At 40.4% G+C, this 20,423-nt stretch carries 12 protein-coding genes and 1 pseudogene; 6 read left to right on the forward strand and 7 right to left on the reverse strand.

Annotated features, from left to right (window positions below):
* Positions 1–117 precede the first annotated feature (117 nt).
* A complete protein-coding gene (locus V7K76_RS20275; RefSeq protein ID WP_334775304.1) occupies positions 118–2,634 on the forward strand; it encodes a sigma 54-interacting transcriptional regulator in 2,517 nt (838 codons plus the stop codon).
* Positions 2,635–2,775: 141 nt separating this feature from the next.
* Positions 2,776–3,114: a hypothetical protein gene (locus V7K76_RS20280; protein ID WP_179066344.1), complete on the forward strand. Its 339-nt coding sequence runs from the start codon at positions 2,776–2,778 to the stop codon at positions 3,112–3,114.
* Positions 3,115–3,448: 334 nt separating this feature from the next.
* On the opposite strand, the gene V7K76_RS20285 is transcribed toward V7K76_RS20280, so the two are convergent.
* The 3 genes from V7K76_RS20285 to V7K76_RS20295 all read right to left on the reverse strand — a co-directional run bounded on the left by V7K76_RS20285 (position 3,449) and on the right by V7K76_RS20295 (position 9,115).
* Entirely contained in the window at positions 3,449–4,540 is a 1,092-nt protein-coding gene (locus V7K76_RS20285; protein ID WP_334775302.1) for a hybrid sensor histidine kinase/response regulator, read from the reverse strand.
* Positions 4,541–4,885: 345 nt separating this feature from the next.
* Positions 4,886–5,620, reverse strand: coding sequence for a response regulator transcription factor (locus V7K76_RS20290; RefSeq protein ID WP_335029975.1), 735 nt, complete (start codon positions 5,618–5,620; stop codon positions 4,886–4,888).
* 132 nt (positions 5,621–5,752) lie between these two features.
* Positions 5,753–9,115: a PAS domain S-box protein gene (locus V7K76_RS20295; protein ID WP_335029976.1), complete on the reverse strand. Its 3,363-nt coding sequence runs from the start codon at positions 9,113–9,115 to the stop codon at positions 5,753–5,755.
* A gap of 793 nt (positions 9,116–9,908) precedes the next feature.
* Here V7K76_RS20295 and V7K76_RS20300 point away from each other — a divergent pair.
* From V7K76_RS20300 to V7K76_RS20310, 3 genes are all read left to right on the forward strand, one after another.
* Positions 9,909–10,055 (forward strand): hypothetical protein, encoded by a 147-nt coding sequence (locus V7K76_RS20300; protein ID WP_334775299.1) that lies wholly within the window; start codon positions 9,909–9,911, stop codon positions 10,053–10,055.
* A 114-nt stretch (positions 10,056–10,169) separates the two neighbouring features.
* On the forward strand, positions 10,170–14,318 hold the full coding sequence (locus tag V7K76_RS20305; protein WP_334775298.1) for a response regulator: 4,149 nt from the start codon (positions 10,170–10,172) through the stop codon (positions 14,316–14,318).
* Positions 14,319–14,330: 12 nt separating this feature from the next.
* Entirely contained in the window at positions 14,331–15,410 is a 1,080-nt protein-coding gene (locus V7K76_RS20310) for a hybrid sensor histidine kinase/response regulator (RefSeq protein WP_334775297.1), read from the forward strand.
* Between the two features lie 153 nt (positions 15,411–15,563).
* Here the strand turns inward: V7K76_RS20310 and V7K76_RS20315 are convergent, their stop codons facing one another.
* The 4 genes and pseudogenes from V7K76_RS20315 to thrS all read right to left on the reverse strand — a co-directional run bounded on the left by V7K76_RS20315 (position 15,564) and on the right by thrS (position 19,611).
* Positions 15,564–16,112, reverse strand: a complete 549-nt coding sequence (locus V7K76_RS20315; RefSeq protein ID WP_335029977.1) for a hypothetical protein — start codon at positions 16,110–16,112, stop codon at positions 15,564–15,566.
* Positions 16,113–16,930: 818 nt separating this feature from the next.
* A complete protein-coding gene (locus V7K76_RS20320) occupies positions 16,931–17,266 on the reverse strand; it encodes a XisI protein (protein ID WP_334775295.1) in 336 nt (111 codons plus the stop codon).
* A pseudogene (locus V7K76_RS20325) lies at positions 17,254–17,670 on the reverse strand (XisH family protein). Before V7K76_RS20325 ends, V7K76_RS20320 begins: the two are co-directional and overlap by 13 nt.
* Positions 17,671–17,736: 66 nt before the next feature.
* Entirely contained in the window at positions 17,737–19,611 is a 1,875-nt protein-coding gene (thrS, locus tag V7K76_RS20330) for a threonine--tRNA ligase (RefSeq protein ID WP_334775294.1), read from the reverse strand.
* Between the two features lie 415 nt (positions 19,612–20,026).
* Here thrS and V7K76_RS20335 point away from each other — a divergent pair, with 415 nt between their 5' ends.
* Positions 20,027–20,344, forward strand: coding sequence for a DUF2605 domain-containing protein (locus V7K76_RS20335; RefSeq protein ID WP_334775293.1), 318 nt, complete (start codon positions 20,027–20,029; stop codon positions 20,342–20,344).
* Positions 20,345–20,423 lie beyond the last annotated feature (79 nt).

Raw genomic sequence — 20,423 nt, forward strand, 5'->3', positions numbered from 1 at the left:
CAAGAATTTTGTTAGCGCTGGCGGCAAGCGAGTCTGCGTACTCTTACAGAGAAGCAAGCTACGCGCAGCGTCTCGTAGAGAGCGTCATTTTGAATTTTGAATTCGGAGCGAAGCGACGTGACATCTCCAGAAACGGTCTTATGGCTACAAGAACGCACCAGTTTAGGGATTCTCTCACCTGAAGTGTTAAATGCGATCGCCCAAGTGATTGAAGAACAAGTAGTGAGTGCCGAGACTGACTTAGTTAGCGAAGGCACTCCTCCAGCAGCCCTTTATATTCTCGTGGAAGGTCAACTCGAAAGCAATAGCACTAATCCAGCCTTAGCTTGTGGATTCCTCCCCGGTTCAGTAATTGAACTCAAACAATTGCTGCTGGAAGAATTAACTCCATTCACAATTACTACGGTGACAGAATGTCACTTGTGGGTTATACCTGCTGCTAAATTTCGTGCTTTAGTCACCCAATACCCCGAAATTACTCAGGCTTTTTCCCGCCAATTAGTTCAAGAATTAGCTCAAGTAACATCTGCACTTAGCTATGAGCAAGAACGTTCCGTAGCTTTGCGACCCTATTTAGTTACCAAAGCGCAACGGGGAATTGTCGGTACAAGTCGTTATGCTATGCGGCTGCGGGAGCAAATTCGCGAAGCGGCTGCTGACCGCAAATCAGTGGATATTTTTGGAGAACCAGGTTTGGAAAAAGACAATATAGCAGCTCTCATCCACTTTGGTTCGCCAAAACGGCGAGAACCAATTATTAAAGTCAATTGTGGGATTCTTCAAACTAGCGGTGCAGATTTATTCGGTCGCGCTGGCGGTAAAGCAGGACTCTTGGAATGGTTGGGGGAAGGTACTCTTGTTCTCAACAACATCCAAGAATTGCCCGAAGAATTATTAGCTCCCGTAACGCAGTTGCTCAAAACTGGGACATATACCCCCGCCAGTCGTTCTGGAGAGCCAGCCGCCCAACCTCGCCCCAGTAAAGCCAGAATTCTGATTGTTTCAGAAAAAACTCAGCCAACGATTGAACGTTCTGTTGGTCACATTATTAAAGTCCCACCGCTACGGGTGCGGAAAGCTGATATTCAGGGACAGGTAGAATATTATACTAGTCTCTACACTCGTTCTAGAGGCGTTTCTAAACCGCATATTACCCCCGAAGCCTTGCGTCGCCTACAATCTTATGATTTTCCTGGCAATCTCAAGGAATTAAAAAATCTCGTAGAAAGAGCGATCGTGCAAGCGGAGGGTGCTAATGAATTAACAGAAGAAATTTTCTGGCCAGCCGAAACGAAGAAAAAACGATTTCGATTGAATCTGTTAAATGCCTATCCGCCTTTACGGCGGTTTTTACGTAGTCCTTGGTGGCCCGATCGCATTAACTATGGTTTTACTGCAACAGCTTTTGCGATTATTGTTGCAGTATTATTTATTGGGCCACAAACCCGCGATCGCAATTTCGTATTAAATCTATTTTGGGCTTGGTGGTGGCCTTTCTTCTTATTTCTCTTTCCCTTTTTGGGTCGTGTCTGGTGTTCTGTTTGTCCTTTCATGATTTACGGAGAAATTACCCAAAAGCTCTCCCTCTGGTTGTGGCCTCGAAAACTCAAGCGCTGGCCGAGAGAGCAAGCCGAGAAATGGGGCGGATGGTTCATGTTTGGTTTATTCTCTCTAATTTTCTTATGGGAAGAACTCTGGCATTTAGAAAATACCGCCTACCTTAGTGCTTGTTTGCTGCTGTTAATTACTGCTGGGGCGATGATTTTCTCGGCTCTTTTTGAGCGGCGGTTTTGGTGTCGTTATCTCTGTCCCATCGGCGGGATGAATGGTTTATTTGCCAAACTTTCCATGACAGAACTGCGGGCACAGCAAGGTATTTGTTCTGCCAGTTGCACCACCTATCAGTGCTATAAAGGTGGCCCGCAAAAGGGCGAAGGGCTGGAAACAAATGGATGTCCCTTATATTCTCACCCAGCGCAGTTAGAAGATAACCGAGATTGCGTACTGTGCATGACTTGCCTCAAAGCTTGTCCCCACCGTTCTGTTGAATTTAACTTGCGTCCCCCTGGTATTGAACTGTGGACAACTCATGTACCCCGCACCTATGAAGTAGCATTACTATTTTTGCTGTTGGGTGGGATATATCTGCATCGCTTGCCAGAATTGCTATCTTGGTTGGGGTTACAAGTGGATTTAACTCAGTTTTGGCAGCACTTGGGATTATCGTTGCTAGTGTTAATTATCCCAGCGATTTTTACCTTTGCCGCTTATGGCTTGCTCCAAGTGTTAAATTTTAACCGTAAGCCTCGAAAATTTGTAGAACTTGCTTATGGCTACTTACCATTGGTATTGGGGGGAAACTTGGCTCACTATCTGCGCTTGGGCTTAGGCGAAGGCGGGCGGATTTTGCCTGTTACCTTTGCTACCTTTGGTATGGGTGGTGAACAACTGCCAATATTGGTTGCTCATCCGGCAGTAATTGCCTTTTTACAAGGTACAACAATAGTTTTCTCAGTGTTAATGACTATATTATTAACGCAAAAAATTGCAAAGCAACCAGTAAGAGCGCTCCTTTGGCAACACCTAGCAGCCATTGGGTTGGGAGTTAGTATGTGGGCAATTATCGTCTTTTGAGCTTCACATCTTCCACCAGGCGGTTTATAATCGCCTGGACTAGGTGCAAAATGTAAGTTAAGAACATTCTTCCCTACGAACGTGATAGAAAATACTTATATCATTTATGATTTTTGACTCATAGTATAAGGATTACAGATAATGCACGTTCTCAAAAGATCCATCAAACCAGCAACCTATATATCGTTTCTTCACATTTACCAAACTACTTGGGGAACTGCGGGTGATATTTGTTTAATCCGTGAATCTGTAGCTAATGATAGTACAGCGAAGTTTATCGGGCACAAAATCGAACTAGCAATTCCAAGAGGGTTGGAGCGCGATCGCATCGCCAACTGTCCGATAATCAAAGTTGCAGGCAATGTTGGCGACGGACATCCGAAAGAGCATCCTTTGGAATGGGAAGCTTATGAAGGCGTAGATCCAGAACTAGCTCTAGCAGCCCTCAAACCTTGGGGCTTCAAGTTAATTGAACTCTAGGTGATTTGATTATTAATATTTTTGTCGTAAATTCAACAAGTCTTGCCCTTTAGCGAGATTGGGGATTGGGGACTGGGGATTGGGGACTGGGGACTGGGGACTGGGGACTGGGGACTGGGGACTGGGGACTGGGGACTGGGCAAGAAATTCTTTTCCGCCCCGTGACGTGTACTTTACTTTAGCAAGACTTATGCACGGACTAGAATCTTACGTTAGTTTTTCGTCATGAGTGCGTAAGTCCTATGTGTTTCTTCTTGCCCACAACAAGGCACAAGGTTTGTACCTTTCTTCCTCCTGCCCCCTGCCCCCTGCCTAATCGGATTGCCAGCGTATCCTAGCAGGGCAAACAAACATTTACAATAGTTCTTTTTTCAGGAATGCTATCAATTGTAAATTCCCCACCATATAATTTCACAATATGCTGAACAATAGCCAGTCCTAAGCCAGAGCCTTGTTGTTCCCATGACTTTCGATTAAATTGTACAAAGGCTCCAATTTTATCAATTTCTTCAATTGTTATTCCTTTACCATTATCAATGACATATAAATTAAATTTATTATCTTTCACTATACTCTTAACTTGAACTTCGCTACTTGGGAAAGAAAATTTAAAAGAATTCTCAAGTAATTCTTCAATAAGAATACTTAAATTTTCTTTTGGCAGTTGTACTGTAGATTCTTGGATATCTAGAGTTAAATCTTTTTGCCTACAGTTGTCTGTAGCTTTTTTGAGAGCGACTTCACTAATAATTCTCTCAGCAAGACATTTATCTCTTTGTTCTTGGATTTGACGTATTTTTTTAGGATTTTTAGCGATTAATTCCAGATTACTATATAGTAAAAACCTTTTAACTAATTCATTCAAGCGATTGGCAGAGGTGTAAATTAATTCTACAATTTCGATTTCTTCAGAGCCAGGCATCATGCCACAATTTTCCATTAACAACTGTGACATACCAAGAATACCATTTAAGGGAGTATTTAGTTCATGAGGTAATGAATGAGCAATATTCATTCTGAGTTCGTCTAGTTTGGCTTGAGCTTGGCGTTCAGTCGAAGCGTGCTTATCAAGACGAGAAGCGATCGCACCGAGTAGTTCTTCAGGAGTAAATGGTTTAGTTAAATAATCATCAGCGCCAAAATCCATCCCTTGGCGAAAATCTGAACGCTCTGCTTTAGCAGTAACAAATATTAAAGGAATATTGGTAGTTGCTTCATTCTGACGCAGAGCAGAAAGCACGCTATAGCCGTCTAAATCAGGCATCATAATGTCACAGATAATTAAATCTGGTAATTTTGCTTGAGCAATTTCTAAGCCAATTTTACCGTTTGCAGCTATCAAAGTTTCAAAATCAGAAAGTTGTAAAATTTCCTGAATGTTTACTCTGACTTGGGGCTCATCTTCTATGACTAAAATTGTATTCATCTACGATTAGTAAAAATAAAAAGATTATTTTCATTGGTCTAGAATGATCTGAAATATATACAAAGTTTACCGTTCTTAAAAAGAAAAATTAACTTTTATAATTCCATTCATGGCCAAAGTATTGCCATCTAATCATTCTAGAATTATGCCTCTCCTAGACTAGTTATAACAAATTAATACTTGATATCAGGTTAAATCCTTAGATAGTTAGGGATTCAAGAGGAACAAAGTAAAATTTTATTAAATTTTTGATTCTATTTTAGACAAACCTTGTTATATCAATCGTTTTAGCCGTTTTTTAGTGTTATTCTATCAACCCAACTCTGGGAGAGCCAGAATTATCTACTATTTACTATGGTTCAGCAAATGGAACTTTTGCATTATTTTGGCATTTTCTGGGGTTAATAGTGTTTGTAAATTCTTCATTTCATTCAAAAGCAGCATTTCTCTAGCATACTCTTGTTGTAGGATATTCAAGTAGCGATCGCGCTCAACATCCGATTGAGCTTTCTTCAGCATATAGATTGCCATATTAATATTTGAAAGCGGATTACCTAAGTCTTGTAAAAGCTTTTTTAAAACCTCATTGCATATTTCTGCTAGGTGTTGACTTTCTTGTAATTTTTGTGAATTTACTTCTATCTGCTGCTTCATATTGGCATTTTGTTGATGTGTTTGTTCATATTGTTGTTTGATTAAAGTTGGTTTTTCTATCCGAGCCAATCTAATCTTAATTGCCTTCAAAAGTTCTTTTGGAGAGAAAGGTTTTGTCAGGTAATCATCGGCTCCTAACTCCATACCTTGGCGTAAGCCATCACGATCTGCTTTTGCAGTTAGAAAAATTACTGGGATAGATTCAGTTAATGGATCTTGGCGTAAGGCTGTCAGTACACCATAACCATCAAGTTCAGGCATCATAATATCACAACATATCAGGTCTGGTTTTTCTGTTTTAGCAAGTCGTAATCCTTCTAAACCATTATTTGCAGTAATAGCATTAAAATCTGACAAACTTAAAATCTGTTGGACATTTACAGAAATTTGAATTTCATCTTCAATTACTAATATTTTCTTGCTCATTGTTTATTTAAGTAGTGATTTTTGCTAGGCGATTTTTTCTCTGTATAGACATAGTAAATATAGCTGCTAAAACAGATTTTCCATCTTAACGATTTGGTAAACTATATGGGATGCCAAATAATATGCCTTAGTTTATTGTTCCCTAAAATTATTTACTAATAACATATCGAGATATTTTTCCTGGATGACATTGGTTATGGTTAGTGGCAGTTCTACCCGAAATGTCGTACCGACTCCGACTTGACTAGCAAAGCTAATTCTTCCTCTATGAATATCTATACAATTGTTGACTATTGCCAAGCCTAATCCTGTTCCTGGCGTATTACCAACATTACTAGCTCGGTAAAATGGTTCAAATAAATTCTGCTGTTCCTCTGGTAAAATACCAATACCTTCATCTTTAATTAGAAAAACTGCCCTTTGATCTTGAACTAATAAATCAATTTGAACATTATTGCTGTCTGGTGAGTATTTGACAGCATTTGAAAGCAAATTACTCAGTATTTGTCGCAAAAGTTTCTTGTCTATACAAGTCATAAAGCGATCATCTATTGATAAATTACCCAAGTACTGGGGACAGAAAGCTAGAGTATGCTTGGGAGAACTGAGTTGAATTTCCTCTACCAAAGAGCGACAGAATTGAACCAAATTAGTAGAAGTGGGTTCAAATGCTAATTTTCCAGCTTCAGCTTTATTAATTAGCAAAATATCATCTAAAAGTTGAGTAGTGTGTTGAACATAAGTCTGAATGCACTGGAGATGTTTCTGCTTTTGTTGTTCATTTAGTTTATGGCTAAAATTTTTTAAGATGCCGGCAGATGAAGTAATTACAGTTAAAGGGGTTCGGAACTCATGGGAAGTCATAGAAATGAAACGAGATTTTAACTCACTGAGTTCTTTTTCTTTTGCTAAAGCCTTACAAATATTTTCTTCAGCTTGTTTGCGTTCGCGTATATCTTTAACTACCCCAATCACATAAATAGGTTTACCAATAGGATCTCGAATTAGAGAAACTGTTAGATTTATCCAAATTGAATCACCATTTTTATGTAAATAGCGCTTCTCTATGGAAAATGTTTCTACCTTTCCTGCTATTAATTTTTGCAATTTATTTAGATGGGCTTGTATATCCTCTGGATGTGTAATGTCAGTAAAACTTTTATTCAGAATTTCTGCTTGGTTATAGCCAATAATTTCACACAACTTTTGATTAACTTTCAGAAAACGACCATCTAAAGTTTCTAGTTTAATTCCCACGGCTGCTTGATTAAAAATAGCACTAAGTTCTGCCTCACTTTTTTGTAAGTCTAAAGTGCGTTGCTGAACCCTGACTTCTAAATCTTGATTAAGTTTTTGTAGAGCTTCTTGCGCTCGTTGTCTTTGCAGTTCAGCAGATGCCCTGGCTGCAAATACTTTGAGAATTCCTTCAAATTTTTGTTGGTCAGGTATAGATTTTTCATCTATGATGCATAGTGAGCCAATCGGTTGACCAAAATCATCACTTAAAATAACTCCCATAAAACTTTTGGCTTTCATTGCAGTCAATATTTCAGAATTAGGAAAGAGTTGCTGAATTCCTGAACCACAGTAATAAAATCCTTGCTTGAGCAAAATTTCACAAGGAGTTGATTTTGGATCGTAGGAAATATTGAGTTGTAACTGCCCATCAGACCACAATCCTAAAGTGTGAATTTGCCCATCAATTAATTCAGTCACCAAAGTGTTACGAACATCTAGAGTAGAAGAAATATGCTCAACTAATGCTGGAAAAAAGTCACGTCCAGTTGTAGAAGCTGTACTTTCTATCAAACTTTGTAAGGCTATTTCAGCTTGTTTTCGTTTTGTAATATCAATTCCGATTGCAACCGCAGCTGTGTTTTGTTGATATTTTTGAGCGACTAGTAAGTAATTGTGTGTTTTGTCGTTTATTTGGACATTAATAACCTGAGAATCTGCTACATTTTGACTATCTAAAAATTCACGCATAAATTCTGTAAAGTGTGGGCTGTTTTCCATAAAGCCCAATTCTTGACCAACAAAAGCATCGGTAGTCAGGTTAAAACTTTCAGCTAAATGGCGATTAACTCCTAAATAATACCCATCATTATTTACCCAAGAAACAAACCCTGGCACTGCATCTAAAACTGTTTGTAAATGCTCTTTTGCTTGATGCAGATTTTTTTCTGCTCGTTTGTATTCTGTAATATCTTCGGAAATACATAACAGGTATTCAGGCTGTTGGTCTTTGTCATACAAAGGAATTTTCGTCGTGTGTAAAATTCTTCTGCCAAAACTGTGACTATCAATAGGTTCTTCAGAAATATCTTGAGGTACACCGCTAGCAAAAGTTTCTAGGTCTTTTTGGTAGAAAAAGTCTGCTTGTTCTTTTGGGAAGAATTCGTAATCTGTTTTGCCAATAGCTTGTTCTGCGGTAATACCAAAAATCTTTTCGCAGGTATGATTCCAGAGCTTGAATTTCCCAAAACTTTCTGGTTTGGCATCTTTAACAAAGACGGCTACAGGCAAATTATTAATCATTGACTGTAAAAAGTTGCGAGTCTGCTGGAGTTCCTCTTGTGATTTTCGGTTTTCAGTGATATCAATGCCTGTACAGATGATATACTCAACTTGATTATCCCGATTAAGTAAGACTTTATTTGACCAAGAAATTAAGCGGCGATCGCTATCTTTAGTAACTAAAGAAGTTTCATAACGTTGAGGAAATTCTTTGGTTGCTAAATCTTGAAAAATATCTTTGATACATGCTGTTGTTTCAGGTAACAGCAAGACATCCCAAACAAATCTTCCTTTAATTTCATCAAATGCGTAACCTGTAGCTTGTTCGCAAGTATGATTAAAACGAACAATTCTTCCCTGAGAATCTAATACAATAACTAAAGCATCTGCTAGATTCAAAATGGTAGAAACAAAATTACGCTCCAATCGCAGTTCTGCCTCAATTCTCTGGCGTTCTAAAAGTTTAACTCGTGTATAATTGTAGATTTCTGCTTGTAGAATACAAACTGTCAGCAAACTCGTAGGAGTAACCAATCCAATTAATTCTCCTTGTTCGCCAACAATGGGCAGATGGCAAATCCGATGTTGCCTTAGCAAATGTAATGCAGTAAAAACATCTTTAAAATCTTTTAACTTCAGTGTTATTAGCTCCCTTGTCATCACTTGGGAAACGCTGATTCCCTCTAGATTCTTTCCTTGTGCCGTCAGTTTAATTAAATCTCGTTGTGTAAGTATCCCTACCAACTGCGAGTTTTCCATAACTAAAACACAACTGGCAGCTTGAGATGCAACACTGTCTATATCTTTACTGGAGTTTGTCAAAGAATTGCTATTTTTGTTTGGCAAGCTATGACAATTAGCTTGTGCTTCATTAATCAGTGCAATCACATCGGGAAGCAGAATCTCAGAGTTAACAATGAGCGGGTGACGAATGATAGTCTGTTGTAAATTATCAGAACTGAGAGAGTTAATAAACATTATGTATAGATGCCTTGAAAAAAAATATCTTTCTTTATAAAAGATGTAATCAATATTTTGACTTATATTTTTTTGAAAAGCATCAGTGTTTTCTAGGATTAATTTTATTATGATTTTTATGTAAATTTTATACTATTTAAATAGAGTTTATATATGTTAAAAACATGGGTTTTCTAACAATTGTGTTATTGGTATTGGCTTGATTTATCAGATTTTTTATTTAAAAAACTATGTTTTAAAGGTAGATGCGGTTTAACTATAAGGCCAGGTATTGAAGCTAAGGAATAACTATAATTTTAGTAAATTACTAAGCTTTAAAACATCGGAATATGTTCATAATCCCAACACTTACCATCACGCCAGATTCTATTAGTATTTTGACAGTCAGACTTATTCTCAATCCAGGGAATTGATGTCGGATTGGTAACTGATAGGTTTATTATTCAGGATTTAAACAAAAAAGTAATCGAGGAAAAATAGGAATTTTTTTTGATTAAATTGAGAGTATTTACTAGAAGGGATATTTTGAAATTCGAGAAGAAATACTGAGGCACTAATCTAGATCATCCGTAGAACTGAGGAGATTTTATAGAAGGATGCTGGAGAACAAGCCAATGAAATCGACGATCTAAAACTTTAATGGCAATCTGGCTGATGATAAAAATCACTGCGTAGGCGCAGCCCAACCTAGACATTGCGCTAAAAAAAAGGTTTTGACGCTGCTAGTCTGACCATTGAAAAATGAATTTTACTAGCAGCAAATTTACTGAAAGCTTTCAGAGGATTCTTAGGTATGATTACGAATTTTATTCATACTGAACACGGAGGCAAAAATTTTTCTGGGATTTGGCGATCGCATCATGCTAAAGGGCAATATAGAGATATCTCAGGCATTTTGTCTATTCGGGATCTCAAAACCGGCGATGATTCCATCCCTTGAAGGGGTGAGAGAGATAGCTTTGGTATTAATTACTCGATTAACATCAAGCCAATAGCATGATGTTAATCGAGATATAATTTTTTGGAAACGCGATCGCGTTTGTATTTTTAACTTATGAGTCATCCTTGTTGCCTCACGATCCTGCTGATTGATGATTGCGCTCAAGATCGGGAAGTATATTATCAGTTCTTGCAGCAAGATAGTCTGTATACCTCTCGTATTTTGGAGTTTGAGACAGCAACGCCAGCACTGAAATGGTGTCAGCAGGAGATACCAGATGTGATTGTGCTGGATTTTGCGTTGCCTGATGAGGATGGGCTGAAGTTTATTCAGCAATTTCGGGAATGCCATAGCCATACCCAAACTGCTGTAATTATGCTGACAGGACAAGGGGATGAAATTAGCGCTATCCGAGCGATGAAAAGCGCTGTTCAAGATTATCTAGTTAAAGATAAACTCACGGCTGAAGTTCTTCAAGGCGCAATTCATCATGCCGTTGAACGGATGCATCTAATTCGACAATTAGAACAAAGTCGGGAACAACAACAACTGATTGCCGCGATCGCCTTACGAATTCGTCAGTCTCTTAAACTAGAAGAGATTCTGCATACCATTGCAACAGAGATACGGCAGTTTTTGCAAGCAGACCGAGTAGTGGTCTATCAATTTCAGCCAGATATGAGCGGTACAATTGTCGCGGAGTCAGTGCTTCCTGGTTGGACGGTGGCTATGGGAAAGCAAATTCTGGACACCTGCTTTCAACAGGGAACCGGAAGTGACTATCGCCAAGGAAAAAAACGAGCGATCGACGATATTTATCAGGCTGGTTTAACTAGTTGTCATTTGCAGCTTCTAGAACAATTTGAAGTCAAAGCCAATCTGGTAGTACCCATTTTAGTTAAAGAGCAATTATGGGGATTATTAATTGCTCACCAATGTACTGCATCTCGCCACTGGCAATCAGTAGAACTAGATCTGTTGGATCAACTGGCGGTGCAAATAGCGATCGCCATTCAACAAGGAACTGCATATCAGCAATTACAGGCAGAACGCCAACGGATAGAAGCAGCCCTAAAAGCCAGTGAAGAAAAGCTCAAGTTAACCCTGAATGTTGCTGGTATAGGCTATTGGGAGTGGAACCCAATCACCAATCAAATATTTGCTAGTGAAAATGCAATTCGCTGTTTTGGTTCCGATGTGAGCGATCAAAACTGGACTTATGAAAAGTGGCTCAATCAGTTACATCCAGAGGATCGAGAATGGGTTGAGCAGGATTTGAGACAAGCGATCGCCACACAAACCGATTACGCTGTGGAATATCGAGTTGTCTGGCAAGATGGCAGCATTCGCTGGATATCAGGAAAAGGACGGGGAGTTTACGGTATTAAACGTACCCAGCAGGGTGAACCTGTACGCATGATTGGGGTTAACTATGATATTAGCGACCACAAACAAGCCGAACAAGAACTCATCCACAATCGGGATTTGCGAGAAGCAATTTTTAACGAATCTGCTGATGCCATTTTTCTAGTTGATCCGCAAACGCTACTTACCTTGGATTGCAATCGGCGGGCGGTGGAAATGTTTGAGGCGGTTGATAAAACTAAATTGATTAATATTAATGGGCAAACACTCCAGTTGCGGCCATTCACTCCTAGCGAAACGGATGCGATCGTCATAGATATGCAGTTAAAAGGTGTCTGGAGCCGAGAGATTGAATATGTTACTCTTCAAGGAAAAATTTTCTGGGGAAACATTGCAGCTAAACCCATTACTGTTGCCGGACGTACCATGAACCTAGTACGGGTTACAGATATCAGTGAACGCAAACAGGCACAAAAGAAACTGGCGAAATATGCCCATGCCGTCGAAGACCTTTACGATAATGCTCCTTGTGGCTACCATTCCCTCGACAGCGAAGGCCGATTGCTCAAGATCAACGAGACTGAACTGCAATGGTTGGGTTATACCCGTGAGGAAATGATTGGCCAACCCCTAGATAATTTTCTCACCCCAGCCAGTCGCTTGTCCTTCGCGCAAAACTATCCTCATTTCAAAGAACAAGGCTGGGTAAAAGATTTGGAGCTTGACATGATTTGTAAAGATAGCACGGTTTTGCCAGTGCTGATCAATGCCACTGCCGTCAAGGATGTAGATGGGAACTATTTATACAGCCGCACCACTCTATTTGATATCCGCGAACAGCAAGCTGCACTACGTGAACGCAAACAAATCGCGCAAGCACTGGAAGAATCACGCAAAATGCTGCAAACAGTACTGGATACATTTCCCCAACGTGTTTTCTGGAAAGACCGCCAATCGAGGTTTATTGGCTGCAATCCAGCATTTATCCGCCATTCTCAACTGACAGTCAATGAGATTATTGGCAAGACCGACTTTGAATTACCTTGGTCAAAATGGGCACACCTCCACTGTGCAGACGATGCAATGGTGATGAATAGCAGAACACCGAAACTAGGCTACGAGGAGCCATTTGAAGAGTCTAATGGCGAACAAATCTGGCTGCGAATAAATAAAGTTCCTCTGACCAATAGTGCAGGTGAGGTGATTGGCATACTGATATCTCACGAAGATATTACACAACGCAAACAAGCCGAGGCACAACTGCGGCAAACCAATGAGAAACTTGCTAACACCAACGTGGAACTTGCCCGCGCCACTCGCCTCAAAGACGAATTTCTCGCCAACATGAGCCATGAACTGCGAACACCCCTCAATGCTATTTTGGGGATGTCAGAGGGCTTACAAGAAAGTGTATTTGGTTCTATCAATGAAAGACAAGCAAAAGCGATCGCCACTATTGAGCGCAGTGGTAGACATTTACTAGAACTAATCAATGACATTCTAGACTTATCTAAAATCGAATCTGGCAAACTAGAACTGCAATTGAGTGATGTTTCTGTCAGAAGTGTTTGTGATACCAGCCTTGCTTTTATCAAGCAGATGGCTTTGAAAAAGCATATTCGTCTTAATATTCATATTTCTGAGAATATTGACACCATCCAAGTAGACGAGCGCCGCCTGCGTCAGGTACTAATCAACCTGTTAAGTAATGCTGTCAAGTTCACGCTAGAAGGGGGTTCTGTAAAGCTAGAAGTCCGACTGGAAGGAGCGGAGGGGCAGAGGGGCAGAGGGGCAGGGGGAGTAGGGGGAGTAGGGGGAGATGAGCAAGTAAATTCTTCCTCAAACCTATGCTTTCATATCACTGACACTGGCATTGGTATCGCCGCTAAAGAAATCGGCAAGCTGTTTCAGCCCTTCATCCAGCTTGACAGCAGCCTCAACCGCCAGTACAGTGGTACTGGCTTAGGTTTAGCACTGGTACAACAGATTATTTCCCTACATGGAGGAACAGTTTCAGTTAGTAGTGAAGTTGGAAAGGGAAGTTGTTTTACTGTTCGCATTCCCTACCGCACTAACGATAATGTTCTAACCACGCAGGTAACTGCTTTTTTGCCCAAATATCGCTTACCTGCTGAGAATGCTCAAGTTTTGATTATTGAAGATTCTGTTGCGGCGGCTGAACAAATTACTCGCTACTTCAGCGAAATGGGAATGCAAACTATAACTTATCCCCAAGGTGAAGGAGCCGTAGAAGAGGTGCTGCGTGTTCAGCCTGCTCTGATCGTTATGGATCTACAACTGCCTAATCTATCAGGTTGGGACGTGCTAAATCAACTCAAGGCCAACCCAAAAACCAAAGATATTCCAGCAATCATCATTTCAGTTGTGGATGAGCGTAGCAAAGGACTCACACAGGGAGCGTTTGAATATCTGGTCAAACCCATTACTCGCGCTCAACTTCAGGTAACTATAGAGAAACTGCATGCTTCTGACTTGCCAAATCTCATTGTAATGCCAGAAGCAGTTCTAGACACTCCTTTGATTTTGCTGACAGAAGATAATCAAGCAAATATTGATACTATGTCTGGCTATCTTGAAAGTCGAGGGTATCGTCTCATTCTTGCTAACAATGGACAACAAGCTATTGAGCTTGTGAGAGTTCAACGCCCTGACTTAATTGTAATGGATATTCAAATGCCGGGAATGGATGGGTTGGAAGCAATGCGCTGCATCCGTAACGATCGCCAATTTCTGGATATTCCAATTATTGCACTTACAGCATTAGCTATGCCTGGCGATCGCGAAACAAGTTTCGCAGCCGGAGCAAACGAATATTTGACTAAACCAGTAAAACTTAAACAGCTTGTAGCCACAATTCAACAACTTTTAGGAAGGTAGTGGAAATTCTCGATGGATAGTCAACCCTCTATTTTAGTAATCGATGATGAACCCGATAACTTTGATGTTGTTGAAACCTTGCTGGATAGTGAAAACTACCACCTATACTATGCTCCTAGTGGTCAACAAGCTCTAAATCGCCTCGATAATTTTCAGCCCGATCTGATTTTATTAGATGTGATGATGCCCGATCTCGATGGGATGGAAGTCTGCCAACGCATCAAAGCCGATCCACAATGGCAAGCCGTGCCAATCATCATGGTGACGGCATTAACCGATAAAGAAGATTTGGCTCGATGTCTGGCAACTGGTGCAGATGACTTTATTAGTAAACCCGTCAATGGCGTGGAATTACGAGCTAGAGTTCATTCTATGTTGCGGATTAAGCAGCAATACGAAAGTATGCAGGTATTGCTCAAACTGCGAGAAGACATGGTAAATATGATTGTACACGATCTGCGAAATCCACTTACCAGCATTGTCTTAGGCGCAGAGATTCTGAGGTTTCCAGGTTTGTCACCTAAACAGCAGCAAGGAAAAGTCGATCAAATTTTACTTGCTGGACAACAACTACAATCGTTAATTGATAGCTTGCTGATCATGGCAAAGCTGGAATCTGGAAAAATGCTTCTCAACTACACAGAAGTAGACCTTTGTGCCTTGTGTATGTCAGCGATCGCAGATATTGAGGCGATCGCTGCTCAAAAGAACTTAACTCTTATTAGTTACTTACCCGAACCTGGTGGCATTGTTGCAGTAGATGCGGTTATCTTTCGTCGAGTAGTGGATAATTTGCTTTCCAATGCCATTAAATTCTCACCATCTAAGTCTCAAATTACCCTACGGGCAGAATATTTGGCAGCAGGAGGTGCTAAAGTGCAAGTCGCTGATTCCGGTTCGGGAGTAAGTATTGACTTACGACAAATCATTTTTGAGAAGTATGAAACTGGAACTCTGATGCCAGAAGTTTCGCAAATTGGTTTAGGATTGGCTTTCTGTAAAATGGCGATCGAAGCACATTCCGGTACAATTACTATTGAAGATAATCATCCGAATGGTAGTATATTTACTGTATTACTCAAAAATCAATAATTAATTCTAAAGAAATGTAGGGGCAATACATGAATTGCCCCTACGAAATATCATATTTTCAGTGTCTTTTTGCCTAACCCCTGGTCATATAGAAAAGCTAAGGCGAAACAGATCAGGTACAGGGATTAACCACGACCCCAGTCGCGATCGCCTTCATAACGGGTTGTTGTCAAAAGTGTTGCGAAGGTTATTATCGCGGTCATAAAGGCTGTTATTGTCGCGGTCATGGCTGTTATTGTCGCGGTCATGGCTGTTATTATCGCGGTCATGGCTGTTATTGTCGCGGTCATGGCTGTTATTGTCGCGGTCATGGCTGTTATTGTCGCGGTCATGGCTGTTATTGTCGCGGTCATGGCTGTTATTGTCGCGGTTATAAAGGCGGTTATTATTGCGGTCATGGCGACGGTTATTATTGCGGTCGTGGCGACGGTTATTATTGCGGTTATAAAGGCGGTTATTATCGCGGTCATAGCGATTATTATCGTCAGGAATGTTGCGAAGGTTGTTTTGACGGTCATAATCACCATTTATGTCGTAACGACTCTGACGTTCGTAGTTACCATCATCGTTGCGTTGATAGCTGTAGTTATCTAACTGAGCAAGATAAGACGCTGGTGTATTAGCATCAACTTTTGGAGAAATAGCCAAAGCTGATGCAGATGCTATCAAGCCGGCGAATAAAATAGAGGTAAGGCGGTTCATGATGTGAGTCAAAAATTGTTGACAGTAAATTATGCAAGTCTAGTCTGTTTAGGAAGAGCATGACCAATGGCATTTTTAAGGTCTTCTACTTCCGATATAGCGATAAAACTTTGGCTCTTGCGTACCTGTTATGCTAAAAATGTCTGCAAATAAGTTTGAACCCCTTATTGGGCAATAATAACAGGCATTATGATTACCATTTGAGTCTTAGTGGTGAAATTGAGTTTATAATCGCCTGTAAGCCTTGATTTTAAAGTCAATACGGTTCAGTTAAGGATAATCGTAGGTTGGGTGGAACGAAGTGAAACCCAACAAACCCGCGAAAATGTTGGGTTTCGTTCCTCCACCCAACCTACGCATCTGAGGGGTTTTTGGCGCTAACTGAACCGTATTGGCGTAAGCGTACCCTTCGGGAAGCAAGCTACGCGTAGCGTCTCGTAGAGAAGCCAGTCGTAGAAATCGCACCTTTGCCAAAACCTACTAGCTAGCCAGTAATCCGCGCAGCGATCGCACGAGAAGAAAACTCTTCCTAGTACAACACGGAGTAAATAAACCACCCATTTAAAATAGCCAGAAAGCTTACAAAATAAGCATTCTTTCTTTTTACTTTTGCCTTCTTGTACTAGTACACCACGGCGTTAATAGACATACCATTCAAAATCTCTGAAAACCTTATGCTCTATTCATTTTGAATTTTGTTAGCGCAGCGTAAAGCCTTCGGCATGGCTTCGCTTAGAGCGAGTCTACGAGCGTCATTTTGAATTCCGCCTTGCGGTACTAGTCTCCAGTCCCCAGTCCTGGCGCGACATATTGAATTTCTAAGCAACAGCAAATCCCGTATATTTTCTAACGTTAGGTTCGTGAAATCCTAAAACAATATCTTCTTTAGGGATACCTACTTGAACGAGTTCATTCGCAATACCATTTTCGGTATTATCGGACTGAATCCAAACTTTACTGTCAATTATTTCGACATGAATTAAACAGCTATGTAGATGTTGTTTATCGTCCCAGCCCTCAGAAATAATTAGATATTGATCATTTTCTGAGTCAAATGCCGCTCGATTACGTATATTAGCATTTGCATAAGAGATATTGAGATATGCTGCAAGTGTGTTACGGATTATATTTTGGTAATGATCTAGTTTATCCATTTCGTAATTACCTCTTCTTGGGAATCGAATACAATCAATTTTAGAGTCTGGTCTTCTAATAAAATTTTGCCAATTTCTTCTGTAAATATTTTGATAAATACTGTGTCACAAATTGCTAAATAAAGAATCATTTTTCATTTAATTCGTAGGAGAATTTTTTCGTACAATATGTACTGACCAAGGGCATTTTTAAGGTCTTCTACTTCTGATATACCAATAAAACTTTTTACTTCTACAGCAATCTTCTTTCCCTGTTTTTCTGCGGCTAACAGTTTCTCGGCTGCTAAATCAATAAATATATCCTTCTTACCAATTTTGAGGCTAAGGGGGTCATCAGTAATCTTCCACCCATCTTTGATGAGCGCATTTTTCACACAATCATGATAAATGTCTTTAGCTGGCATTAATTCTGATTTTTCAGTTAATTTTTGGGGCTGGGAATTACCCAGCCGACTGTTTGCTATTTGAAATTAATCTGCACTTGTGACATCGATCTGAAGGTTATCGAAGTTAGCGATCGCTTCTTGTAATTTATCCAAAACTCGATCGACAGAAATACTACCTAAGTCTCCAGAGGCGCGGGTACGGATACTCAAGGTGTTGGTTTCCACTTCTTTCGCTCCCACCACAGCCATCACGGGTATTTTTTCTTTCTCTGCATTGCGAATCTGTTTACCCAAGCGATCGCCACTGGTATCAACTTCTGCACGGATTCCCAACGCACGCATTTTCGCCACCACATCTTTCGCAAAGTCTAGCTGTGTATCGCCCACTGGTAGTAATCTAGCTTGCACTGGCGCTAACCACAAAGGGAAATCACCTGCATATTCTTCGATTAAGATCCCAATCAACCTTTCCAGTGAACCAAAAGGCGCACGGTGAATCATCACTGGGCGTTTACGAACACCATCTTCGGCGACGTACTCCAACTCAAAGCGTTCTGGCAAATTGTAATCTACTTGTACAGTTCCTAATTGCCACTCCCGATCTAAGGCATCACTAAAGATAAAGTCAAGTTTTGGCCCATAAAAAGCCGCTTCTCCAATACCTTCAAAGTGTTCCATCCCCAAAGTTTCAACCGCACGGCGAATTGCACCTTCGGCTTTATCCCAAACTTCATCGGAACCGATGTACTTATCACTAGCAGGATCGCGGAAACTGAGTCTAGCTTTAAAGTTCTTCAGTTGCAGACTATTGAATACCGACAAAATCAAATCCACCACACTGAGGAATTCACTATCTAGCTGTTCTGGAGTAACGAACAGGTGAGAATCATCCACAGTAAAACCACGCACCCTTGTTAAACCGCCCAATTCCCCTGATTGTTCGTAGCGGTAAACAGTGCCAAATTCTGCCAGTCGCATCGGTAATTCCCGATAAGAGCGCAACTCACTCTTATATATTTGGATGTGAAAGGGGCAGTTCATCGGCTTCATGACGAAGCCCTGTTCCTGTGCGGCATCTTCTTGATTATCTGCCATTAAGGGGAACATATCTTCTTTATATTTCTGCCAATGTCCAGAGGTTTTAAATAAATCGACTCTGGCAATGTGAGGCGTTACTACAGGTAAATAACCCCGTTTTATCTGTTCTTGCTTGAGGAAATCTTCTAAAGTACTCCGTAACAGAGTGCCTTTTGGTGTCCACAAAGGTAAACCCGGCCCTACTAGATCGGAAAATATAAATAATCCCAGTTCCTTACCTAGTTTGCGATGATCTCGTCGCAGCGCTTCTTCTTTGCGTCGCTTATACTCAGCGAGTTGTTCTGGGTTTTCCCAAGCGGTGGCATAGATGCGTTGTAGTTGGGCTTTAGTTTCATCCCCACGCCAATAAGCGCCAGCAACGCTTTCTAATTCAATTGCTTTCGGGTTTAATTCACTGATATTTTCCAGATGAGGCCCCGCACACAAATCCCACCATTCATTCCCCAGGTGGTAAATCGTGATTGGTTCGTTTTTGATATCTGCCAGAATTTCTAGCTTGTAAGGTTCTTTAATTTCCTGAATCCGGCGTTGGGCTTCTTCGCGGCTGACTTCTTCCCGAATTACTGGCAATTTACGATTGATAATCTTCGCCATCTCTTTCTTGATGGCTTTGAGATCATTTTCGCTAAAGGGTTCTGGGTTGTCGAAGTCATAGTAAAAACCGTTTTCAATCCAAGGACCGATTGTAACTTGTGCCTTGGGAAACAGCTTTTGTACTGCCATTGCCATTACATGGGAAGCAGTGTGGCGAATCTTTTTTAAGTTCTCCGATTCGCTAGTGCGCGGTAAATAGATTTTTTCAACTTGTTCTGACTGTTGTGATTGATTTGATGAATTTGGCGACATTGGCTGCTGAACCATTGGCGAAGTGATTACAAAAGGTGATTTATCTGAATCTGTAGGCTTATTTAACTATAGCGACTTTGATTTTTGCCAGTTAAGCTCTATCTTCCAACTACTGACTTAATTTGTGATCGGGGATAAAGATAAATTTTTGATTCCTTACCTGAGTGTCACAATTCAGGATTGCACGCGTAGGCGTAGCCCGTCGTAGACATCGCTAATTTATCTTAATGAATTGCAACTTGATGGCATATATACCTATAGATGCCTCTCTAAAGGCACTGTACAAACCAGATATCAAAACTATATAATAAATTCTGTATTCTTTGTTACATATTTTTACATGTCAGAATTATGAGAGAAATCAGAAAAGTGTTAAGAAACGTAAATAACGTTAATATTAGTAAGCAAGTTTGAAATATGCCTCTCATTTATGCCAGACTCAAATGTACCAGGGACAGAGTTGCTGAAAACGGTTTTAGAACCCCTGCTAGAAGATTTTCAGCATTGGTTTACGCGATCGCGCCATTTACTCGAAACTGAGAAACTATCATTTATGAGTCACCAAGAGCAATATGACTTGCTCTTGCGGGTTAAGCAAGCGCAAGATGAACTAAATACCGCAAAGATGCTGTTTAATGCAACTGATAAACAAGTCGGGATTGAGATGGCAACCTTAATGCCTTGGCATCAATTAGTAACAGAATGCTGGAATGTCGCAATGCGCTTTCGTCAAGGACGTGAAGTCTAACCAGCACCTATGAGCATCTGCTAAATTTTGGCAGATAACTTACCAATATCTAATGACTTGCCGAGGAAGCGTCTACGTA

The sequence above is a fragment of the Nostoc sp. genome (assembly GCF_036917975.1).
Classification (GTDB): domain Bacteria; phylum Cyanobacteriota; class Cyanobacteriia; order Cyanobacteriales; family Nostocaceae; genus Nostoc.